Genomic DNA, 17,312 nt, shown 5'->3' on the forward strand with positions numbered 1-17,312 from the left:
GCCCCGCGATGCGCTGAGCAAACCCACTCCCAAGCCGATTAGAAGTCGTACTTCAAGCCAAAGGTAGCGTTACGCGGGGTACCGTAGTAACTGCTGCCAGCGGTGTTGGTGTAGTACTCCTTGTCGAGCAGGTTATTGACGTTGACGGTGGCGCTCAACTGGCGGGTGATCGGGTAGCGCGCCATCAGGTCGACCACGGCGTAGTCTTCCTGGGTGAAGCGCACACGGCTCGGGCCCTGGTTGTTGCTGTAGATCTCGCTCTGCCAGTTCACCCCGCCGCCCACGGTCAGGCCGTTGCCGACGCTGCGCAAGGTGTAGGTGGTGAATAGCTTGAAGGTGTTCTGCGGCACGTTGGTGTTGAGCTTGTTGCCGTTGGCGTCCTGCACGATGTTGCGGCTGAAGCTGGCGCTGGCTTGCCAGTCGCGGGCCAGCTCACCGGACAGTTCCAGTTCGAAGCCACGGGTCTTGGTGCCGGATTCGGCGCGGTAAGCGAAGCCGCCACCAGGCACCGGAACGTTGGGCTGGATGAGTACCGCCAGGTTGTCTTGCTTGATCTCGTACAGGGCCAGGCCGAAGTTCAGGCGCTCGTCGAAGAACGAGGCCTTGCTGCCCACTTCGTAGCCATCGCCTTCGAGTGGGTCGATGTATTGGCCGTTGATGTCCTTGTTGCTTTGCGGTTTGAAAATGCTGGTGTAGCTGGCATACACCGACCAGTTCTGGTCGAGGTCGTAGACCACCCCGGCAAACGGCGTGACCACCCCGGTTTCCTTGCGGCGCACGTCTTCGTCAGGTGTGGCGTCGTAGTAGTCGGTCTTGACCGTGTTTTTCCAGTCGTTGACGCGGGCACCGAGAATCAGCGACAGATCGTCGGTCAGGCGCAGGCGCGTGCTGCCATAGGCTGCGGTCTGGTCTTCCTGATAGTCGATGCGGCTGGTGGCGGGTAGCGGTGGCTTGCCGGGGGTGTCGCCATCCCAGGTGTAGATGTTCTCAATGGCATTGCTCCAGTTGTCGAACCACCACAACGGATAGCCATTGGTGCGGAATTCGGTGTGCTGGCGGGTGTAGCCGATCACCGCGTCGTGCTCCAGGCCCCACAGGTCGAAGTTACCGGCGATGTTCAGGTCAACGCTGGTTTGCACAGGCTTTGCTTCCCAGCGCCCGGCCCACAGGTTGACCCCGGCGCCGGTTGCCGGATCAGGGTTGCCGCCGGCGGCATAGCCGAGCACTTCGTCGTATTCGTAACGGTCGTGGTTCAGTGTCAGCTTGGCTTTCCAGCGCTCGTTGAGGTTGTGCTCAAGGGTGGCGAAACCGGTGGTGAACTGGCGATCGGAGTAAGCCCAGCTGGCAGCGGCGGAATCCGAGCGCGACCATTTGGCCCGCGAGCCGTCCTTGTTGAACAGCGGCAAGCCGCTGCGCGCGTGGTCGTCGGCATCGTGGGACTGCGAGTCCATACCGAAGGTAAACAGTGTGTCGGGGCTCAGGTCGGCTTCGATGATGCCGTAGAACACTTTCTTGCGCTCGTTGAAGCGGTCGATGTACGACTCGTTGTCCTGGTAGGCGCCGACCACCCGGCCACGCAGGGTGCCGGCGTCGTTCAGCGGGCCGCTGGCGTCTACCTCGGTGCGCTGATAATTCCATGAGCCGACCGAGCTGGAAATGCTGCTCTGGAACTCGGCTGTCGGGCGCTTGCGGATCAGGTTCACCGTGGCGCCGGGGGTGCCCACGCCGTTGGTCAGGCCGGTGGCGCCGCGGATGATCTCGACGCGGTCGTACAGGGCCATGTCGTTGCTCTGCGCCACGGACTTGTAGTTGCTGTCCAGGCGTTGCAGGCCATCGACCTGGTAGTTCTCCACGGCAAAGCCGCGCGAGTAGATCTGGCTGGAGTCGGAGCCCGCGTTACCCCCCTGGTTGACGCTCAGGCCCGGGGCCTGTTTGACCACGTCGAGCAACTGGGTGAGGTTCTGGTCTTCCATGCGCTGTTGGGTCATCACGCTGACCGATTGCGGGGTTTCGCGAATCGACAGCGGCAGCTTGGTGGCGCTGGCGGTTGAGCCGGTGGTGTAAGAGCCCGTGCCTTCGGTGGTGGCGCCCAGGCCTGAACTGTTGATGCTGGTGGCACCGAGCTCCAGGGCGTCCCCGCTCGGTTGGCTGACGATCAGGGTGTTGCCGCTTTGCTGGTAGCTCAGGCCGCTACCGGCGAGCAGGCGCGACAGCGCGTCGTGCGGCTCCAACTGGCCGCTCAGCGCGGGTGCCTGGCGGCCTTGTACCAGGCTGCTGTCGACGGCAATGGTCAGCCCGGCGGCTTCGCCGAGCTGGCGCAGCGAGGTGGCCAGCGGCTGCGCCGGCAGGTCGAGATCGATCGGCGCGGCCACAGCCTGCGCGGCCAGAATCAGGGCCACTGCGGCCGACAGGGCACGCAGGGTCGGTTGCATCGTCATGCAGAACATCCTTCTTGTGTTTAATTGCTCTAGCACTAACGCGGCAGGGTGGTTTTACCCTGATGTTGTGATTGCGAATTATTTGCGATGCCGACGAGCGGTCGTTCAGTGGGAGCGGGCTTGCCCCGCGAAGCAGGCACTGCGGTGAATGGCACGGGCTTCGCCCGTGTTCGCGGGACAAGCCCGCTCCCACCCACAGAGGGCCGCGAAGTGGGCAAAACCTAGCGGGGCTGCAGGATGGTGGCGTCCGCTTCGTTGCGCAGGCGCACCGCTACGACCTGAGGCAGCGCCTGCAGGAACCCCTCGATATCGTTGAGTTGCACCACAGCGCTAACGCGCGGGCTCTGGCCGGTAGCGGCCTGCACCGGCAACTGACGGTAGCGCGACAGGCTGGCGGCGACCTCTGCCAGGTCGGCCTGGTCGAACACCAGGCTGCCGTTCTGGAACGAGAATGCATCACTGGCCGCACGTGGCAGGCGTTGCAGGCGTCCGTCTGCGCCTACCTCGGCGACCTGGCCGGCTTCCAGCACCAGGCTTTCACCGGGCCGCGAGAGGCTGTCTACCTGCACCTGGCCGTGGTCAACGCTGACCCGCAGGCGGTCCGGCAAACGGTTGAGGACAAAGCGCGTACCCAGCACCCGTACTCTGGCCAGGCCGCTGTCGATGATGAACGGCCGCTGCGGCTGACGTGCCACGGCGAAGATCGCCTCGCCGCGCATCAGTTCGACCAGACGCTGCTCGGCGTTGTAGTGCAGGTGCAGGTGGGTATCGGCATCGAGTGTCAGTTCAGTGCCGTCCCGCAGTTGCTGCACCTGCCGTTCGCCAATAGCGGTGTGCAGTTCGAGGTCCAGTGGGCCGTAGCGGTGGGCCTGCCAGCCGAACGCGCTAGCGAGTGTCAGCACCACGGCCAGGGCGCCACCTTGCAGCAGGCGACGGCGCTGGCGCCGACGCTGCTGTTCCATGGCTTGGGCCAACGCTTCGGTGCGTGGGGTGGAGGCGAAGTCGCCCCACAGTTCGAGCAGCGCCTGGTATTCGGCCGCATGGTGTGGATCGGCGGCCAGCCAGGCGTCGAACTGCCTGCGTTCAGGGTGCTCGCCAGCGTCGTTGTGCAGGCGCGCAAACCACAGCGCCGCTTGCTCGCGGGCATCGCTCATGAACGCAGCAAGTCGCGGGCGTTGCGCAGGCTGACCAGAGCGCGGGCCATGTGACGCTCGACCATGTTCAGGCTGATATCCAGTTGCTGGGCGATCTCTTTTTGCGCATAGCCCTCGATGCGCGCCAGCCAGAACACCTCACGGCAGCGTGCCGGCAGGCAATCGAGGATGCGTTGCAGGGCGATCAGCCGTTGCTGGATGTCCAGCAGGTGTTCATTACTCGGCGCGACATGCTCGTCGCCGGTTTCCTCATGGTACTCAGGCAGCGGCTGCAAACGGGCGTTGCGGCGAAAATGGTCGATCAACACCGACTGCGCCACCTGCCTGAGGTAGGCGTTGGGCTGGGTCAAGGGCTGCGGGTGCTGAGCCAAGGCGAAGCGCAGCAGGGCGTCGTGCAGCACGTCATAGGCGCGCTGCACGCAGCGGGTCTGGCGACTGAGGCTGAGCAGCAAGTCGTTATAGGCCCAGCGCAGGTCGATGTCCTGCCAGTTCAGCGACGGGCTTGTGGAAATTGACGGGGAGGAGAGGGCAATCGACACGATCGGGCTGCTCTTTGACACGACCGGATTAGTCGCGTCAGGCAGCATAAATAGTTGTCAATCGTATGTAAATAAGAAGTATTGCTATTTATGTTTGTGATTGGCGGCCCTCTTCAAGATGCCAGCACGATACCGCTGACCGTTGCGCCGTCAGCGTCAGCGCAGGTGTTGGCACCGCCCTCAGACAAGTAGCGCGCAGGCGGCTTGCCCATGGCCTTGCGGAACATGGTGACGAAGCCGCTGGCACTTTCATAACCCAGCGCCAGCGCTACCGCCTGCACGCTTTCGCCCCTGGTCAGGCGTTGCAGCGAAAGCACGATATGCAGCTGGCGGCGCCAGCGGCCGAAACTCATGCCGACCTCCTGCAGCAACAAGCGGCTCATGCTGCGCTCACTCATGCCGATGTGTTTGCACCATTGGCTCATTGAGGCTTTGCTCGATGGATCGGCCAACAGCCCTTGCGCCAATTCACGCAGGCGGCGGTCTTGCGGCATGGGCAAGTGCAGGAATTCGATCGGCGCCTCACGCAATTCATCCAGCAACACCGCGCTCAGGCGCGCTTCGGGGCCGTCTTCGGCGTACAGCGGGGCAAAGCCTGTGGCTTTGAGCAATAGCTCGCGCAGCAGCGGCGACACCGCCAGCGTGCAACAGACGCTGGGCAAACCTTCGACCGCATCGGGTTCAACAAACAGGCAATAGCACTCGGTTTCTCCCGAGCCGCGGGTCGAGTGCAGCAGGTTGCCCGGAATCCACACTGCGCATTGCGGCGGCACGATCCATACACCGGTCTGCACCTCGCAGTTAAGGATTCCGCGCACCGAATAAATCAGCTGCGCCTTGCGATGCTGGTGCGGTGCGTGTTCCCAATCCTTGTCAACCCGCGAGGTATTCAACGCGGTGACCTTGCGCGCAATGCTGTCGATGTCCCAGGTAATCATCGGATCGTCAGCGGTAACGGGTTCCACGAACGCTTCCTATGTGGCAGTTAGCAGCACTTGGCCGAAATGAAAAATAGTGTGGCCTGATTGTGCAATGACGTAAACCGCTGCGGTTGGATATCGTGCCGTTGCGTTACCGGCACCCTCATTTGAGCAGGGTGCAGATTATTCAATGCAGAGGACAGGTCACATGGTTATAGATTGCGCACACTTTCCACTGGTCTGGATGCAGATTGGCACCACTGTTATCAACACCGGCGATGAAGGGTTCGTTGCCTTTGAAGGGCTGCTGGCACGCGCTGAACCCTTCGTGCTGCTGGACGAACAACGCGCGGACCCGCCAGCGCAACAAAACAGCCAGGATGAGCAAAAACAGTTGGCGCTGTGGATGAACCGCCACAAAAGCGCCTTGCGCACCTTCGTCAAAGGGCAAATCCACATCGAACCCGACACCAGCAAGCAGCAGGCAGCGACATTGTTTGCGGTCAAGTTCGAGTATTTCTGGGGCTATCCGTTGTTTGTGGTGGCCAGCAGGGAAGAGGGGGTGGAACTGGCGCAGAAACTTCTGGCGCAATGAGCAGCGAGGGCTAACGACCATGGGGATTGTTGCTATCAACGCGGTCGAGATCGATCCGGCCGATGGTTCGGCCGCCGTCCTCCGCGAGCGTCTGCAGGCGCTGCTGCAGACCCTGCAGCACAGCTGCGACTGCGCGGCTTATCGGCTGACCTGCGGCAGCGATCCTGGCGGCACCTGGTCGCTCACCGGGTATTGGTATTCGACCGAGCGGATGCAGGCCCACTTCACCTTGCCATGCCTGGCCGAGCTGTTCGAGCTGACGGCGCAGCGGCTGGTGAAGGGGCTGCGGTTCAGGACGTTTTCGGCGGATGATCCGCATTCGTTTGCTGTTGTGCAGGGGCAGTAATGTCGGTGGGCTTCGCGGGGCAAGCCCGCGCCTACAGGGAGTGATGGCACTTTGTACAATGGCGGTTGGAAATGTTTGAATGTGCACCGCTATTTTGAAAATGGACCTTTCTCTGATGCACATGCTTCGTCGTTCTGCCTTTGCGTTCCTGCTTGCCGTTTCTTCTGCTCCCGCCGTTGCCGACTTCAGTTTTGGTCGCAGTGACGAGGCAATGGTAGGGCTCGGCAAGGCTTATGGTTACCTGCTCGGTCAGGACTACACGCTCAAACGCATCGCCACGTTGTATCCCGCGTTGCAGGCACCGGTGAAAGGCGCAGAGCATGGGTTTGCCGCCGCCTATGGCAGTTCGATCAAGGACACGCTGGCCACAGAAATCAGCGCCGCAGTCGGCAGCGAGGCCTTTGGCCAGATCGCCACGCGCATGGAGTCATCCGTGGTGCAGCAGATCAACACGGCACGTCTCACGCAAGATCAAGCCGTCAAGTTCATTGCCGAGGTCAACAGCCGAGCCAAAGGCGAGGTAGATGCAAGCGTGCGGCCGTTTTTGCTTGCCGCCCGCTACAAAGATCAGCCCGCGAGAGAGTTCTCGGCCAAACAGCGCCAGCGTTTCGATACTCAGGGGCATCCGAAATCCCTCGGCTTGAACCTGACATTGGACGTACCGGTGTCGTGGGTCGGCGCAGAGGGCGAACGCCCGCACATTGTGCAAAAGTGGCAAAGCATGGCCGGCTTCGGCCAGCAGATGATTACCCTCGATATCCGCAACACCGGCGCCAAAGTGACCCCGCAGGAGATCAAAGCGCAGGTCGATGGCGAGGGTATCAAGAGCCTGACCCCGCCGGACAGCACGTTCATCAATGGCGGGGCGCAGACAGTCGAGACGTTGCCGGGCTACTGGCTGGATTTCAGTGGCGAGTTTGAGCGGGCCGGTGTCAAGATCTACCAGGTTGCCCGGCTCAATGCGTTTTTTATCGGTGAGCAAGCCTTCCTGGTCAGTTGCGCGACAACGGTGGGGCTGGCCGACAAAGCGCAAGCGGATAAAGACTTTGTCAAACTCCAGGCCCTGTGCCCGCTGGTGGTCAACAGCATTGTCGTGAAAGACCGCTGGTAGGCGTGGCGGTGCGGCGACCCTACTTCAAGTAATGGTGAACGTGAAAAATGGATCTGCATTCGATTCTGGCTTTTACCCTGGTAGCAGCGATTGCCATCGCAAGCCCCGGGCCTGCGACCTTGATGGCCATCAACAACAGCCTGGCCTACGGGCCGCGTTACGCCATCTGGTCATCGATCGGCAATGCGTGCGGGCTGTTCTGCCTGTCGGCAGCGGCGATGTTGGGAATGGGCGCGCTGCTGGCAAGCTCCGAGTGGATGTTCAACGCGGTGAAGATTTTGGGCGCGGGCTATCTGTTCTACCTGGGGGCCAGGCAGTTGTTCAAGAAAAGCCCGGCACTGGCCAGTGAAGTACAGGTGGACGGACACGCCATCAGGCCGTCGCGTTGGAAACTGTACAAATCGGCGTTTCTGACGGCAGCGACCAACCCCAAGGCGACGATGTTTTTTACCGCCTTGTTTCCACAATTCATTGACCAGAACGCGGCGCTGTTGCCGCAGTTTCTGCTGTTGACGGTGATTTTCATGGGACTGTCACTGACTTCATTGAGCCTGTATGCCGCCATTGCGTCCCGAGCCAAAGGCATGCTGACCCGGCCTGCGTTCTCGGTGTGGGTCAGTAGGGTGGTCGGTTCGACGTTCATCGGCTTCGGCACCGCCATTCTCGCGATGCGCCGGCCTGTTTCTTAGTCTCTGTACAAAACGTTTTGTGGGAGCGGGCTTGCCCCGCGAATTCAGGCCTTGCTGTCGCGTTGCGGCAGATCGCGGGGCAAGTCGGGTCGCCGCACCGCCGCTCCTACCGGGTAATTCGTTCCCGTATTGCCTTGCCCCCCCTTTGACGAGGGGGCAGCTGTTCACCAAAAGTAGGCAGCATTCAGCTCATGTGTGCACACGATTGCACGATGACTGAGGCTGCGATGTGACGGCAAAAAACCACCTTCCCGAATTTCCGCTCACGGCCACTGCCCGTTCGAGCGGTCGGCCTACAGCCCGGCATTTAGCTGAGCAACTGGGCGTGGCCACCTCTACCGTCACGCGCGCCTTCGACGCAGATTCGCGTATCTCGGCCAAACTGCGCTCGCGCATCCTGGCGCTGGCCGACGAGCTGGGCTACCGCCCCAACGCCATTGCCCGCTCGCTGAACCGGCGGCGCACAGGGATCGTGGCGCTGGTGATGGGCGACATGAGCAATCCGTTCTACCCCGCAGTACTTGAGGCGTTCTCCCAGCAGTTGCGCGCATCAGGTCAGCAACTGTTGCTGTTCGTGGTCCCGGCAGGCGCTGATGCCGACACCCTGATGCCGCAAGTACTGCAATACCAGGTCGACGGCATTGTGGTCACGGCAGCGAAGTTGTCTTCACACATGTCCGAACTCTGCGCGCGCCAGGGGGTTGCCCTGGTGTTTCTCAACCGCCGCGTTGAAGACCCGACCGTCTGGTCTGTGTGCTGCGACAACCAGCGCATGGCCGCCGCGGTGGCCGACTACCTGGTTCAACAAAATCGCCACGCCTGCGCCTTCATCAGCGGTGACCTGCAAAGCTCGACGACCGCTGACCGTCTGCTCGGCTTCGAGCAGGGCCTGGCAGTGCATGGCCAACGTGTGGTCGCGCAGTGCCATGGCGGCTACAGCTACGAAGGCGGACGTGCCGCTGCCGCGCAGCTGTTCTGCGCCGGGCAGCCGGCCATCGACGCGGTGTTCTGTGCCAACGACCAGATGGCCCTTGGTGTATTGAGCTATCTGCGCTTGAACACCAGCCTGCGTGTGCCCGAAGACGTCGCGGTGGTCGGCTTCGATGACATCTGCGCCGCAAGCTACCCGGAGCACGCCCTCACCACCGTGCACCAGCCTATAGAACAGATGATCGCCTGCGTCATTCGCTTGCTCGGCGAAGGCCACCCGCCAGGCAACACGCCAGCGCTGTGCGAGATCCCCGGGCATCTGGTGCTTCGCGCCACAGCCTAGCGCCACACCCCTGCAGGTCAATAACAACAAAAAACATCAGGAGACAGGCATGAACCTCAGCGAAACCCCAGACGACCGCAAGCTTTATCGAAAAATCGCGTGGCGCATCATGCCATTGCTGATCGCCGCCTATGTTGTGGCGTTTCTTGATCGCATCAACGTCGGCTACGCACAGCTGCAGATGAAGGAGACACTGGCGTTCAGCGACGCGGTGTATGCGCTAGGCGCCGGTATCTTCTTCATTGGCTACTTGTTGTTCGAGGTGCCCAGCAACCTGATGCTGGAGAAGATCGGCGTGCGCAAAACGCTGTTGCGCATCATGGTGTGCTGGGGCGTGGTGGCCATGGCCATGATGTTCGTGCAGACACCTGCGCAATTCTATGTTCTGCGTTTTCTGCTGGGCGCCTTCGAAGCCGGTTTCACCCCCGGGGCCTTGCTCTACCTGACCTTCTGGTACCCACCCGCGCGGCGTGCAGGGATGATCGCGGTGTTCCTGCTCGGGGCCATTTTCGCCAGCTTGATCGCCGGGCCGCTGTCGGGAGCGATCATGAAGTTCCTTGACGGCTTCAATGGCTGGCACGGCTGGCAATGGTTGTTTCTGGTGCAAGGCCTCCCAGCCCCGCTCCTGGGACTGCTGGCCTGGCGAGTGCTGGTCGATGGGCCTGAACAGGCGAAATGGCTGACCAGTGAAGAGAAGAACCGTCTGCGCGCGCAATTGGACGCCGAGCAGCACTCATCGCTCAAGGCCAGCCATGGCTCCGTGCGCGACCTGCTCGTCGACTCCAGGTTCTGGGCGTTGTCGCTGGTTTACGTGCTGATGGTTGCCGGCACCTATGCCATGGCCTTCTGGACCCCGACATTGATTCGCAGCTGGGGCGTCGCCGATCTGATGCACGTCGGCCTCTACGCCACCCTGCCACAGCTGTTCGCTATCGCCGGCGTGCTCCTGCTCAGCCGCAGTTCAGACCGTTTCGGCGAGCGCCGCTGGCATTTCTCCAGCGGCGCATTGGTGGCGGTCTGCGGCCTGGCAATCATGGTGTTGGCCCAGGGCCAACTGGGCGCCTCGCTGCTCGGTCTGTGCCTGGCCATGTTGGGCATCGCCTCGGTAACGCCGGTGTTCTTCGCGCTGCTCTCTGAATACCTGCCACGCGCCTCGGTAGCAGTGGGCATTGCCCTGGTCAGCAGCATCGGCAACCTCGGCGGCGCGATCATTCCTTCGCTCACCAGCGCCCTGAACACCGCCAGCGGTGGGACCAGCTACAGCTTCTACCTGCTCATGAGCCTGTACCTGGTTGCCAGCGCCATTGTGTTGCGGGTCGCCCGGCCCGCGCTATCGACCTACCAATCCGCCTGAAATACACCCTGTGCATCCCTTAGGAGAACACTCGTGATTCAACACCTCAAAAAGGGTCGCCCGGCCCAGGCCAAAGCCAGCGACCAGGCGCAGATCCGCAGCACCGTCGAGGGCATCCTCAGCGCTATCGAGCAACGCGGCGATAGCGCCGTGCGCGAATATTCCGAGAAGTTCGACGCCTGGTCGCCCCCCAGCCTGCGCCTGAGCCAGGAGCAGATCGACGCCTGCATCGCCAGCCTGCCCGAACAAACCCTTGAAGACATCAGGTTCGCCCAGGCACAAATTCGCCGTTTCGCCGAGATCCAGAAGGCCTCGATGCACGACGTTGAAGTTGAAACCCTGCCGGGCGTGGTGCTCGGTCATCGCAACATCCCGGTGAACTCGGTCGGCTGCTACATCCCCGGTGGCAAATACCCGCTGATCGCCAGCGCGCACATGAGCGTACTGACGGCCAAGGTGGCCGGCGTCAAGCGCGTGATTGCCTGTGCTCCGCCTTTTGCAGGCAAGCCCTGCGCCGAGATCGTGGCAGCCATGCACCTGGCGGGTGCCGACGAAATCTACTGCCTGGGCGGTGTGCAGGCAGTGGCAGCAATGGCCATCGGTACCGAAAGCATCGACGCGGTCGACATGCTCGTCGGCCCCGGCAATGCCTACGTGGCAGAAGCCAAGCGGCAACTGTTCGGCCGCGTCGGTATCGACCTGTTCGCCGGCCCGACCGAAACGCTGGTGATCTGTGATGACACGGTGGACGCCGAACTGGTGGCCGTCGACTTGCTCGGCCAGGCCGAACATGGTCCAACGTCCCCGGCCTATTGCGTCACCACCAGCAAAACCATTGCCGAACAACTGCCAGGCGCGATCGAGCAGGTGCTGGCACGCCTGGACACTGCCGCCGTAGCGAGCGTGGCCTGGAACGACTTTGGTGAGATCTACCTGTGCGACAGCGATGAAGAAGCGCTGGAAGTCGCCGAACGCCTGTGCTCGGAGCACGTGCAGGTCATGACCCGTGACCCGAGCTGGTATCACCAACGCATGACCCGCTACGGCGCACTGTTCCTTGGTCATCGGACCAATGTCAGCTACGGCGACAAGGTCATCGGCACCAACCACACCTTGCCGACCATGGGCGCGGGCCGTTACACCGGCGGGCTGTGGGTGGGCAAGTTCATCAAGACCCACACCTACCAACGCGTATTGACCGACGAAGCCTGCGTGATGATCGGCAACTACTGCTCACGGCTGTGTGGCTATGAGCATATGTCCGGGCATAAGGAGCAGGCAGACATCCGCGTGCGCCGCATGAAGCAGGAGGCCTGAAGGTATGAGCAAGCCCGTACCGCAACAGCGCAGCGCCTACCCTTACTTGCGCGACATCACCACACGCTGGATGGACAACGACGTCTACGGCCACGTCAACAACGTGATTTATTACAGCTGGTTCGACACCGTGGTCAACGGCTGGCTGTTGGAACAACACCTGCTGGACCTTGATCAGTGCCCGACCATTGGCCTGGTGGTCGATACCCAGTGCAGCTATTTTTCCTCGATTTCCTTCCCTGACCTGGTGCGTGGCGGCCTGCGCGTGGCCAGCATCGGCCGCTCGAGCGTGCGCTACGAAGTAGGGCTGTTCGTCAACGACAACAGCCAGGCCTCGGCACAGGGCCATTTTATCCATGTCTACGTCGACCGCGTGACACGCCGACCAGTGCCGCTGCCGGAGCCTTTGCGTCGTGCGCTGCAATGCATTCAGGTGCAACAGGTGGAGACAGCGTCATGAACGCGTTCAGCAATCGGGTAGCGGTGATCACCGGTGCCGCCTCAGGCTTGGGCAAGGCATTCGCCGAGAGGGGCGCGGCGCTTGGTATGAAACTGGTGCTGGCCGACCTGCAGCACGAAGCGCTGGAGGCCACCGTGGCCCAGTTGCGCGCTGGCGGTGCGACAGTGATTGGCCTGCACGCCGATGTCTCACAAGCAGGCCAGATCCAGGCACTGGCCGATGCCGCCATCGCAGCGTTCGGTGCCGTGCATGTGCTGTTCAATAATGCCGGGGTGCTCGCTGGCGGCCTTGTGTGGGAGAGCAGTGAGAAGGATTGGGACTGGATACTGGGCGTCAACGTGCGCAGCGTTATCAGCGGCGTGCGCATTTTCACGCCGTTGATGCTGGCGGCGGCCGCCCAAGACCCCGACTATCAAGGGCACATCATCAACACCGCGTCGATGGCCGGTTTGCTCAACGCGCCTAGCCTGGGTGCCTATAACCTCAGCAAGCACGCGGTGGTGTCGCTCAGCGAAACGCTCTATCAGGACCTCGCCCTGATGACCACCCAGGTGCATTGCTCGGTGCTCTGCCCGTACTTCGTGGCGACCGCTATCAGTGCCTCTGCGCGCCATCGTCCGCTCGACCTGGTGAATGCCGAGGGCCAAACGCGCTCTCAGGCAGCGGCTCAGGCGCAAAACCAGAAAGCGACCGGCGCGGCCAAAGTCAGTGCCGAGCAGATCGCAGAACTCACCTTCGAGGCCATCGGCCAGCGCCGCTTTTATATCTATTCGCACCCACACGCCATGGCTTCGGTGCGCGATCGTTTCGACGCGATTGTCGAGCAGCGTAATCCACCCGATCCCTTCGCAGACAAACCGACACTGCGCGCGCAATTGCTTGAAGGGCTGCGCGGCTGAACCCGCCGCCTCTGCAGTTAACGTCGCAATAAGGAGACCGCTCATGATGCAACGCATGAAACGCCTGGTCATGGCAGGTATTACCGCTGTTGTGCTTGGCGCCCCCATGGCGCATGCGCAGACGGCCAAACCCAACATCCTGGTGATCTGGGGCGATGACATCGGCTGGCAGAACGTGAGCGCCTACGGCATGGGCACCATGGGCTACACCACGCCGAACATCGACCAGATCGGCCAGCAAGGCATCCGTTTTACCGACCACTACGGCCAGCCGTCCTGCACGGCCGGGCGCGCGGCCTTTATCACCGGTCAGTACCCCATCCGTTCAGGCATGACCACCGTCGGCCAGCCCGGCGACAAGCTCGGCCTGCAGGCTGCCTCGCCAAGCCTTGCCGAAGTGATGAAGGATGCCGGCTACCGTACCGGCCAGTTCGGCAAGAACCACTTAGGCGACAACAACCCCAACCTGCCCACCGTGCATGGCTTCGACGAGTTCTTTGGCAACCTCTACCACCTCAATACCGAGGAGCAAAGTGAGTACACCGATTATCAGAACTTCGCCAAGCAGTATCCGGGCGGGCCGCAGGCCTACGCGAAGAAGTTCGCCACCCGTGGCGTGCTGCACAGTTTCGCCAGCGACCAAGAGAACTCGACGGTCGATCCACGCTTTGGTGTGGTCGGCAAACAGACGATCGAAGACACCGGACCGCTGACCATCCAGCGCATGCAGGACTTCGACGGCGCCGAAGTGATCCCCCATGCCATGGCCTTCATGCGCAAAGCCAAGAACGATGACAAGCCATTCTTCGTCTGGGTCAACACCAGCCGCATGCACCTGTACACCCACCTCAACGACACCTGGAAACATGCCGCCGCCAGGTACACCCACGAGGGCGATACCCAAGGCAGCGGCATGCTGCAGCACGACCACGACATTGGCGTGCTGCTGGATTTTCTCAAACAAAGCGGCCTGGATCAGAACACCATCGTCTGGTATTCCACCGACAACGGCCCGGAGCACTCATCCTGGCCCCACGGTGCGACAACGCCGTTCCGTGGAGAAAAAATGACAACCTACGAAGGCGGTGTACGTGTGCCTTCGATGTTGCGCTGGCCGGGGGTCATCAAGCCGGGGCAGATCAAGAACGGCATACAGGCGCACCAGGACATGTTCACCAGCCTGGCAGCCGCAGCCGGTGTAACGGATGTGGCAGAGCGCATGAAAGTGCAGAAAAAGCAGTACATCGACGGCATCAATAACCTCGACTACTGGACCGGCAAAGCCCCCGACAGCGCGCGCACCAGCCTGTTTTATTACATCGAGAGCAAGTTGACCGCCGTGCGCATGGGGCCGTGGAAGCTGCACTTCTCGACCAAAGAAGACTACTACGCGCCGATCAAGCCGCTGTTTGCCCCTTTGATGTTCAACCTGCGCAGCGACCCGTTCGAAAGCTACGACAGCAATGACGCCTACGGCCATATGATCCAGAAGTCGTCGTGGATCGCAGCACCGATGGGCGAGTTGATTGGCGCGCACCTGAAAACCCTTGCCGAGTATCCGCCAGTGCAAGCCGCCAAGTCGTTCGATCGCTCGAACCTGGTTCAGGATTTCCTCAAAAGCCGGCAGTAGACCAAGCCTTCCAACGAGCAGGAGCCACACGATGAAAGAAGCTGTAATCCTTTCCACCGCCCGCACGCCGATCGCCAAGGCCTTTCGCGGTGCCTTCAACGTCACCACCTCGCCGACCATGGCCAGCTTCGCGATTCGCGCCGCCGTCGAGCGCGCCGGTATCGAAGCCGGAGAAATCGAAGACCTGGTGATGGGTACCGGCATGCCCGCAGGAACTGCGGGTTGGAACCTGGGACGCATGAGCGCTTTGGCGGCAGGCCTGCCGCTGACCGTCAGCGGCCAGACCCTGGATCGCCAGTGCGCATCGGGCTTGATGGCCATCGCCACTGCCGCCAAGCAAATCATGGTCGACGGCATGCAGGTGACCCTGGGTGCCGGCCAGGAACACATCAGCCTGGTGCAGAACCGGCACATGCATTGGGTCGACAGCCAGCATGACGACAGCGTCCTGCGCCACGTACCCCAGGCTTACATGCCGATGCTGCAAACCGCCGAGTGGGTGGCCCAGCGCTACGGCATCAGCCGCGAAGCGCAAGACCACTACAGCCTGCAATCACAACAACGCACCGCTGCCGCGCAACAGGCAGGTGTGTTCAGCGATGAAATAGTGCCGGTCACTGTGAGCAAGCAGGTGGTTGACAAAGCCAGCGGTGCGATCAGCCATGAACAGGTAAGCCTGAGCCTGGATGAAGGCAACCGCCCACACACCCAGATTGACGACTTGAGCCGGCTCAAGCCCGTGATCGAAGGCGGCAGTATCACCGCCGGCAATGCCAGTCAGTTGTCTGACGGCGCGAGTGCCTGCGTACTGATGGACGCGCGCCTGGCCGAACAGCGCAACCTGCAGCCCCTGGGCCTGTACCGCGGTATCGCCGTGGCCGGCCTGGCGCCGGAAGAAATGGGCATCGGCCCGGCACTGGCGGTACCGAAGCTCCTGAAACAGCACGGCCTGAGCGTCGATGACATCGGCCTTTGGGAACTCAACGAAGCCTTTGCCTGCCAGGTGCTTTACTGTCGCGACAAACTGGGCATCGACAACGACCGGCTCAACGTCAACGGCGGTGCCATCTCCATCGGCCACCCCTATGGCATGAGCGGCGCGCGCATGGTGGGTCATGCCTTGCTCGAAGGCAAACGCCGTGCAGTCAAGTACGTGGTGGTGACCATGTGCGTCGGGGGAGGGATGGGCGCCGCTGGCTTGTTCGAAGTCGTGTGATGCATGCCGCTATTCTGGCGGGGCCGCTTCGATGAAGGTCGAGCTATCTTGCACAGAAGCAAGCCCCGTCAAGTACGTCGCATTGAGGCCACGCCTGCACATTTGGACGATCTGCACGATAACGTTGACGATCAGATCCCAGGGCGCTCATGGCGGCGTCCACTATGTCTCCAGGGTTGATCAAGCCCCAACCAACTTACCGGAGACTCACCATGACGCGTATTACTGCCCTGAACTCGGAACAGGCTCCCGAGTCCTCTCGTCGCCATTTGGAGGGCCTGCACAAAGCGTTCGGTGTTGTGCCGAACGTGTTTGCCACGATGGCTCATTCGCCCGCCGCATTGGGTGGTTACCTGGCCCTTTCTCAGGCGCTGCAGAAGTCGACATTGACTTCCCGTGAGCGAGAGGCCGTTGCCTTGGCCGTTTCGCAGGTCAATGGTTGCGACTACTGCCTCGCGGCGCACGTTTTGTTTGCCGGTAAAGCCGGCCTGGATGCGAGCGACATCACACGTGCTCGTGAGGGGCGCCTGGATGCGGTGGTGGTGTTGGCTCGCCAGGTTGTCGAATTGCGAGGGCGCGTCACCGAACGTGATTTGCATGACGCCCGCGAGGCAGGTTTGAGCGACGCCAAGATCGTCGACGTCATTGCCCTGGTCGCGACTACCACCTTCACCAACTATCTCAACAACGTGGCCAACACTGAACTGGACTTTCCCGCCGTGGATTGATGCGCCTGGCAGATAAACCACGGCAGGCGCTGGCCGCTGCAATTTCGCAGTGGCCATACCACTGTGCTGTAACAAATCCATGCCTAGCCACTCAGTCAATTGACCCTCCTTTGCAATCCAGGAATTTACTATGACCCCGTCCGCACTTGCTGGCCTGCTGCGCAGTGACATTGAAATCAAGTTCACCCGTTGGGCGCTCGTTGTGATTTTTGCCCTGTTCGGCTACGCCAAATGGTTCCCCTACGAGGCACAAGCGCTGCAGCCCTTGATTGGCAACAGCCCGATCCTGGGATGGATGCACACCGTGTTCGGTGTTCAAGGTGCCAGCTACGCACTGGGCGTTGCGGAATGGTCGATAGGGCTGGGCCTGGTGCTCGGTGCCTGGTTTGCAAGGATTTCAGTGCTGGCATCGGCGGGGTCCGTGGCGACGTACTTGACTACTCTTACCTTGATTTTCTCCACGCCCGGTGCCTGGGAGGCGTCGGCGGGCGGGTTTCCTGCCATGGGCGGCGCGACGGGTTTCCTGCTCAAGGACGTGGTGTTGCTGGCGGCTTCACTCGTGCTCCTCAAACACAGCCTGCTGCGCGTTTTTCGAGTGCCGCAGCACGCCCCGGCTGTCGCCTGAGCCGTTGATCGGGCGGGT

17 protein-coding genes are annotated in these 17,312 nt (G+C 61.7%); 13 read left to right on the top strand and 4 right to left on the bottom strand.

The features are described 5' to 3' along the window. Nucleotides 1–38 precede the first annotated feature (38 nt). From ACP6KB_RS11080 to ACP6KB_RS11095, 4 genes are all read right to left on the bottom strand, one after another. A complete protein-coding gene (locus ACP6KB_RS11080; RefSeq protein ID WP_442113759.1) occupies nucleotides 39–2,438 on the bottom strand; it encodes a TonB-dependent siderophore receptor in 2,400 nt (799 codons plus the stop codon). A 221-nt stretch (nucleotides 2,439–2,659) separates the two neighbouring features. Next, nucleotides 2,660–3,592 carry a FecR family protein gene (locus ACP6KB_RS11085; protein ID WP_442113760.1) on the bottom strand — a complete coding sequence of 311 codons (933 nt, stop codon included), beginning with the start codon at nucleotides 3,590–3,592 and terminating at the stop codon, nucleotides 2,660–2,662. Continuing rightward, the gene (locus ACP6KB_RS11090) at nucleotides 3,589–4,131 is read right to left on the bottom strand and encodes an RNA polymerase sigma factor (RefSeq protein ID WP_442113761.1); all 543 of its coding nucleotides are present in this window, start codon (nucleotides 4,129–4,131) and stop codon (nucleotides 3,589–3,591) included. The genes ACP6KB_RS11085 and ACP6KB_RS11090 overlap by 4 nt, the downstream gene beginning before the upstream one ends. Before the next feature lie 113 nt (nucleotides 4,132–4,244). Then, nucleotides 4,245–5,096, bottom strand: coding sequence for an AraC family transcriptional regulator (locus tag ACP6KB_RS11095; protein WP_442113762.1), 852 nt, complete (start codon nucleotides 5,094–5,096; stop codon nucleotides 4,245–4,247). 163 nt (nucleotides 5,097–5,259) lie between these two features. Here ACP6KB_RS11095 and ACP6KB_RS11100 point away from each other — a divergent pair, with 163 nt between their 5' ends. The 13 genes from ACP6KB_RS11100 to ACP6KB_RS11160 all read left to right on the top strand — a co-directional run bounded on the left by ACP6KB_RS11100 (nucleotide 5,260) and on the right by ACP6KB_RS11160 (nucleotide 17,294). Next, on the top strand, nucleotides 5,260–5,646 hold the full coding sequence (locus tag ACP6KB_RS11100) for a hypothetical protein (RefSeq protein WP_442113763.1): 387 nt from the start codon (nucleotides 5,260–5,262) through the stop codon (nucleotides 5,644–5,646). Nucleotides 5,647–5,665: 19 nt separating this feature from the next. After that, nucleotides 5,666–5,992: a hypothetical protein gene (locus ACP6KB_RS11105; protein ID WP_442113764.1), complete on the top strand. Its 327-nt coding sequence runs from the start codon at nucleotides 5,666–5,668 to the stop codon at nucleotides 5,990–5,992. Between the two features lie 115 nt (nucleotides 5,993–6,107). Continuing rightward, nucleotides 6,108–7,103 (top strand): hypothetical protein, encoded by a 996-nt coding sequence (locus ACP6KB_RS11110; RefSeq protein ID WP_442113765.1) that lies wholly within the window; start codon nucleotides 6,108–6,110, stop codon nucleotides 7,101–7,103. A gap of 47 nt (nucleotides 7,104–7,150) precedes the next feature. Continuing rightward, complete coding sequence (locus ACP6KB_RS11115) at nucleotides 7,151–7,792, top strand: LysE family translocator (RefSeq protein WP_442113766.1); 642 nt, start codon at nucleotides 7,151–7,153, stop codon at nucleotides 7,790–7,792. 229 nt (nucleotides 7,793–8,021) lie between these two features. After that, on the top strand, nucleotides 8,022–9,065 hold the full coding sequence (locus tag ACP6KB_RS11120) for a LacI family DNA-binding transcriptional regulator (RefSeq protein ID WP_442113767.1): 1,044 nt from the start codon (nucleotides 8,022–8,024) through the stop codon (nucleotides 9,063–9,065). Nucleotides 9,066–9,114: 49 nt separating this feature from the next. Next, nucleotides 9,115–10,419 (top strand): MFS transporter, encoded by a 1,305-nt coding sequence (locus ACP6KB_RS11125; RefSeq protein ID WP_442113768.1) that lies wholly within the window; start codon nucleotides 9,115–9,117, stop codon nucleotides 10,417–10,419. A gap of 33 nt (nucleotides 10,420–10,452) precedes the next feature. Beyond that, nucleotides 10,453–11,736, top strand: a complete 1,284-nt coding sequence (hisD, locus tag ACP6KB_RS11130) for a histidinol dehydrogenase (protein ID WP_442113769.1) — start codon at nucleotides 10,453–10,455, stop codon at nucleotides 11,734–11,736. 4 nt (nucleotides 11,737–11,740) lie between these two features. Then, nucleotides 11,741–12,196 carry an acyl-CoA thioesterase gene (locus ACP6KB_RS11135; RefSeq protein WP_442113770.1) on the top strand — a complete coding sequence of 152 codons (456 nt, stop codon included), beginning with the start codon at nucleotides 11,741–11,743 and terminating at the stop codon, nucleotides 12,194–12,196. Further along, entirely contained in the window at nucleotides 12,193–13,095 is a 903-nt protein-coding gene (locus tag ACP6KB_RS11140) for an SDR family oxidoreductase (protein ID WP_442113771.1), read from the top strand. Before ACP6KB_RS11135 ends, ACP6KB_RS11140 begins: the two co-directional genes overlap by 4 nt. A 43-nt stretch (nucleotides 13,096–13,138) precedes the next feature. Beyond that, complete coding sequence (locus ACP6KB_RS11145) at nucleotides 13,139–14,725, top strand: arylsulfatase (RefSeq protein ID WP_442113772.1); 1,587 nt, start codon at nucleotides 13,139–13,141, stop codon at nucleotides 14,723–14,725. 31 nt (nucleotides 14,726–14,756) lie between these two features. After that, on the top strand, nucleotides 14,757–15,941 hold the full coding sequence (locus ACP6KB_RS11150; protein WP_442113773.1) for an acetyl-CoA C-acyltransferase: 1,185 nt from the start codon (nucleotides 14,757–14,759) through the stop codon (nucleotides 15,939–15,941). Between the two features lie 212 nt (nucleotides 15,942–16,153). Continuing rightward, a complete protein-coding gene (locus ACP6KB_RS11155; RefSeq protein WP_442113774.1) occupies nucleotides 16,154–16,669 on the top strand; it encodes a carboxymuconolactone decarboxylase family protein in 516 nt (171 codons plus the stop codon). 130 nt (nucleotides 16,670–16,799) lie between these two features. After that, complete coding sequence (locus ACP6KB_RS11160; RefSeq protein WP_442113775.1) at nucleotides 16,800–17,294, top strand: YkgB family protein; 495 nt, start codon at nucleotides 16,800–16,802, stop codon at nucleotides 17,292–17,294. Nucleotides 17,295–17,312: the final 18 nt, after the last annotated feature.

The organism is Pseudomonas sp. NUPR-001 (assembly GCF_052147955.1).
Taxonomy (GTDB): domain Bacteria; phylum Pseudomonadota; class Gammaproteobacteria; order Pseudomonadales; family Pseudomonadaceae; genus Aquipseudomonas.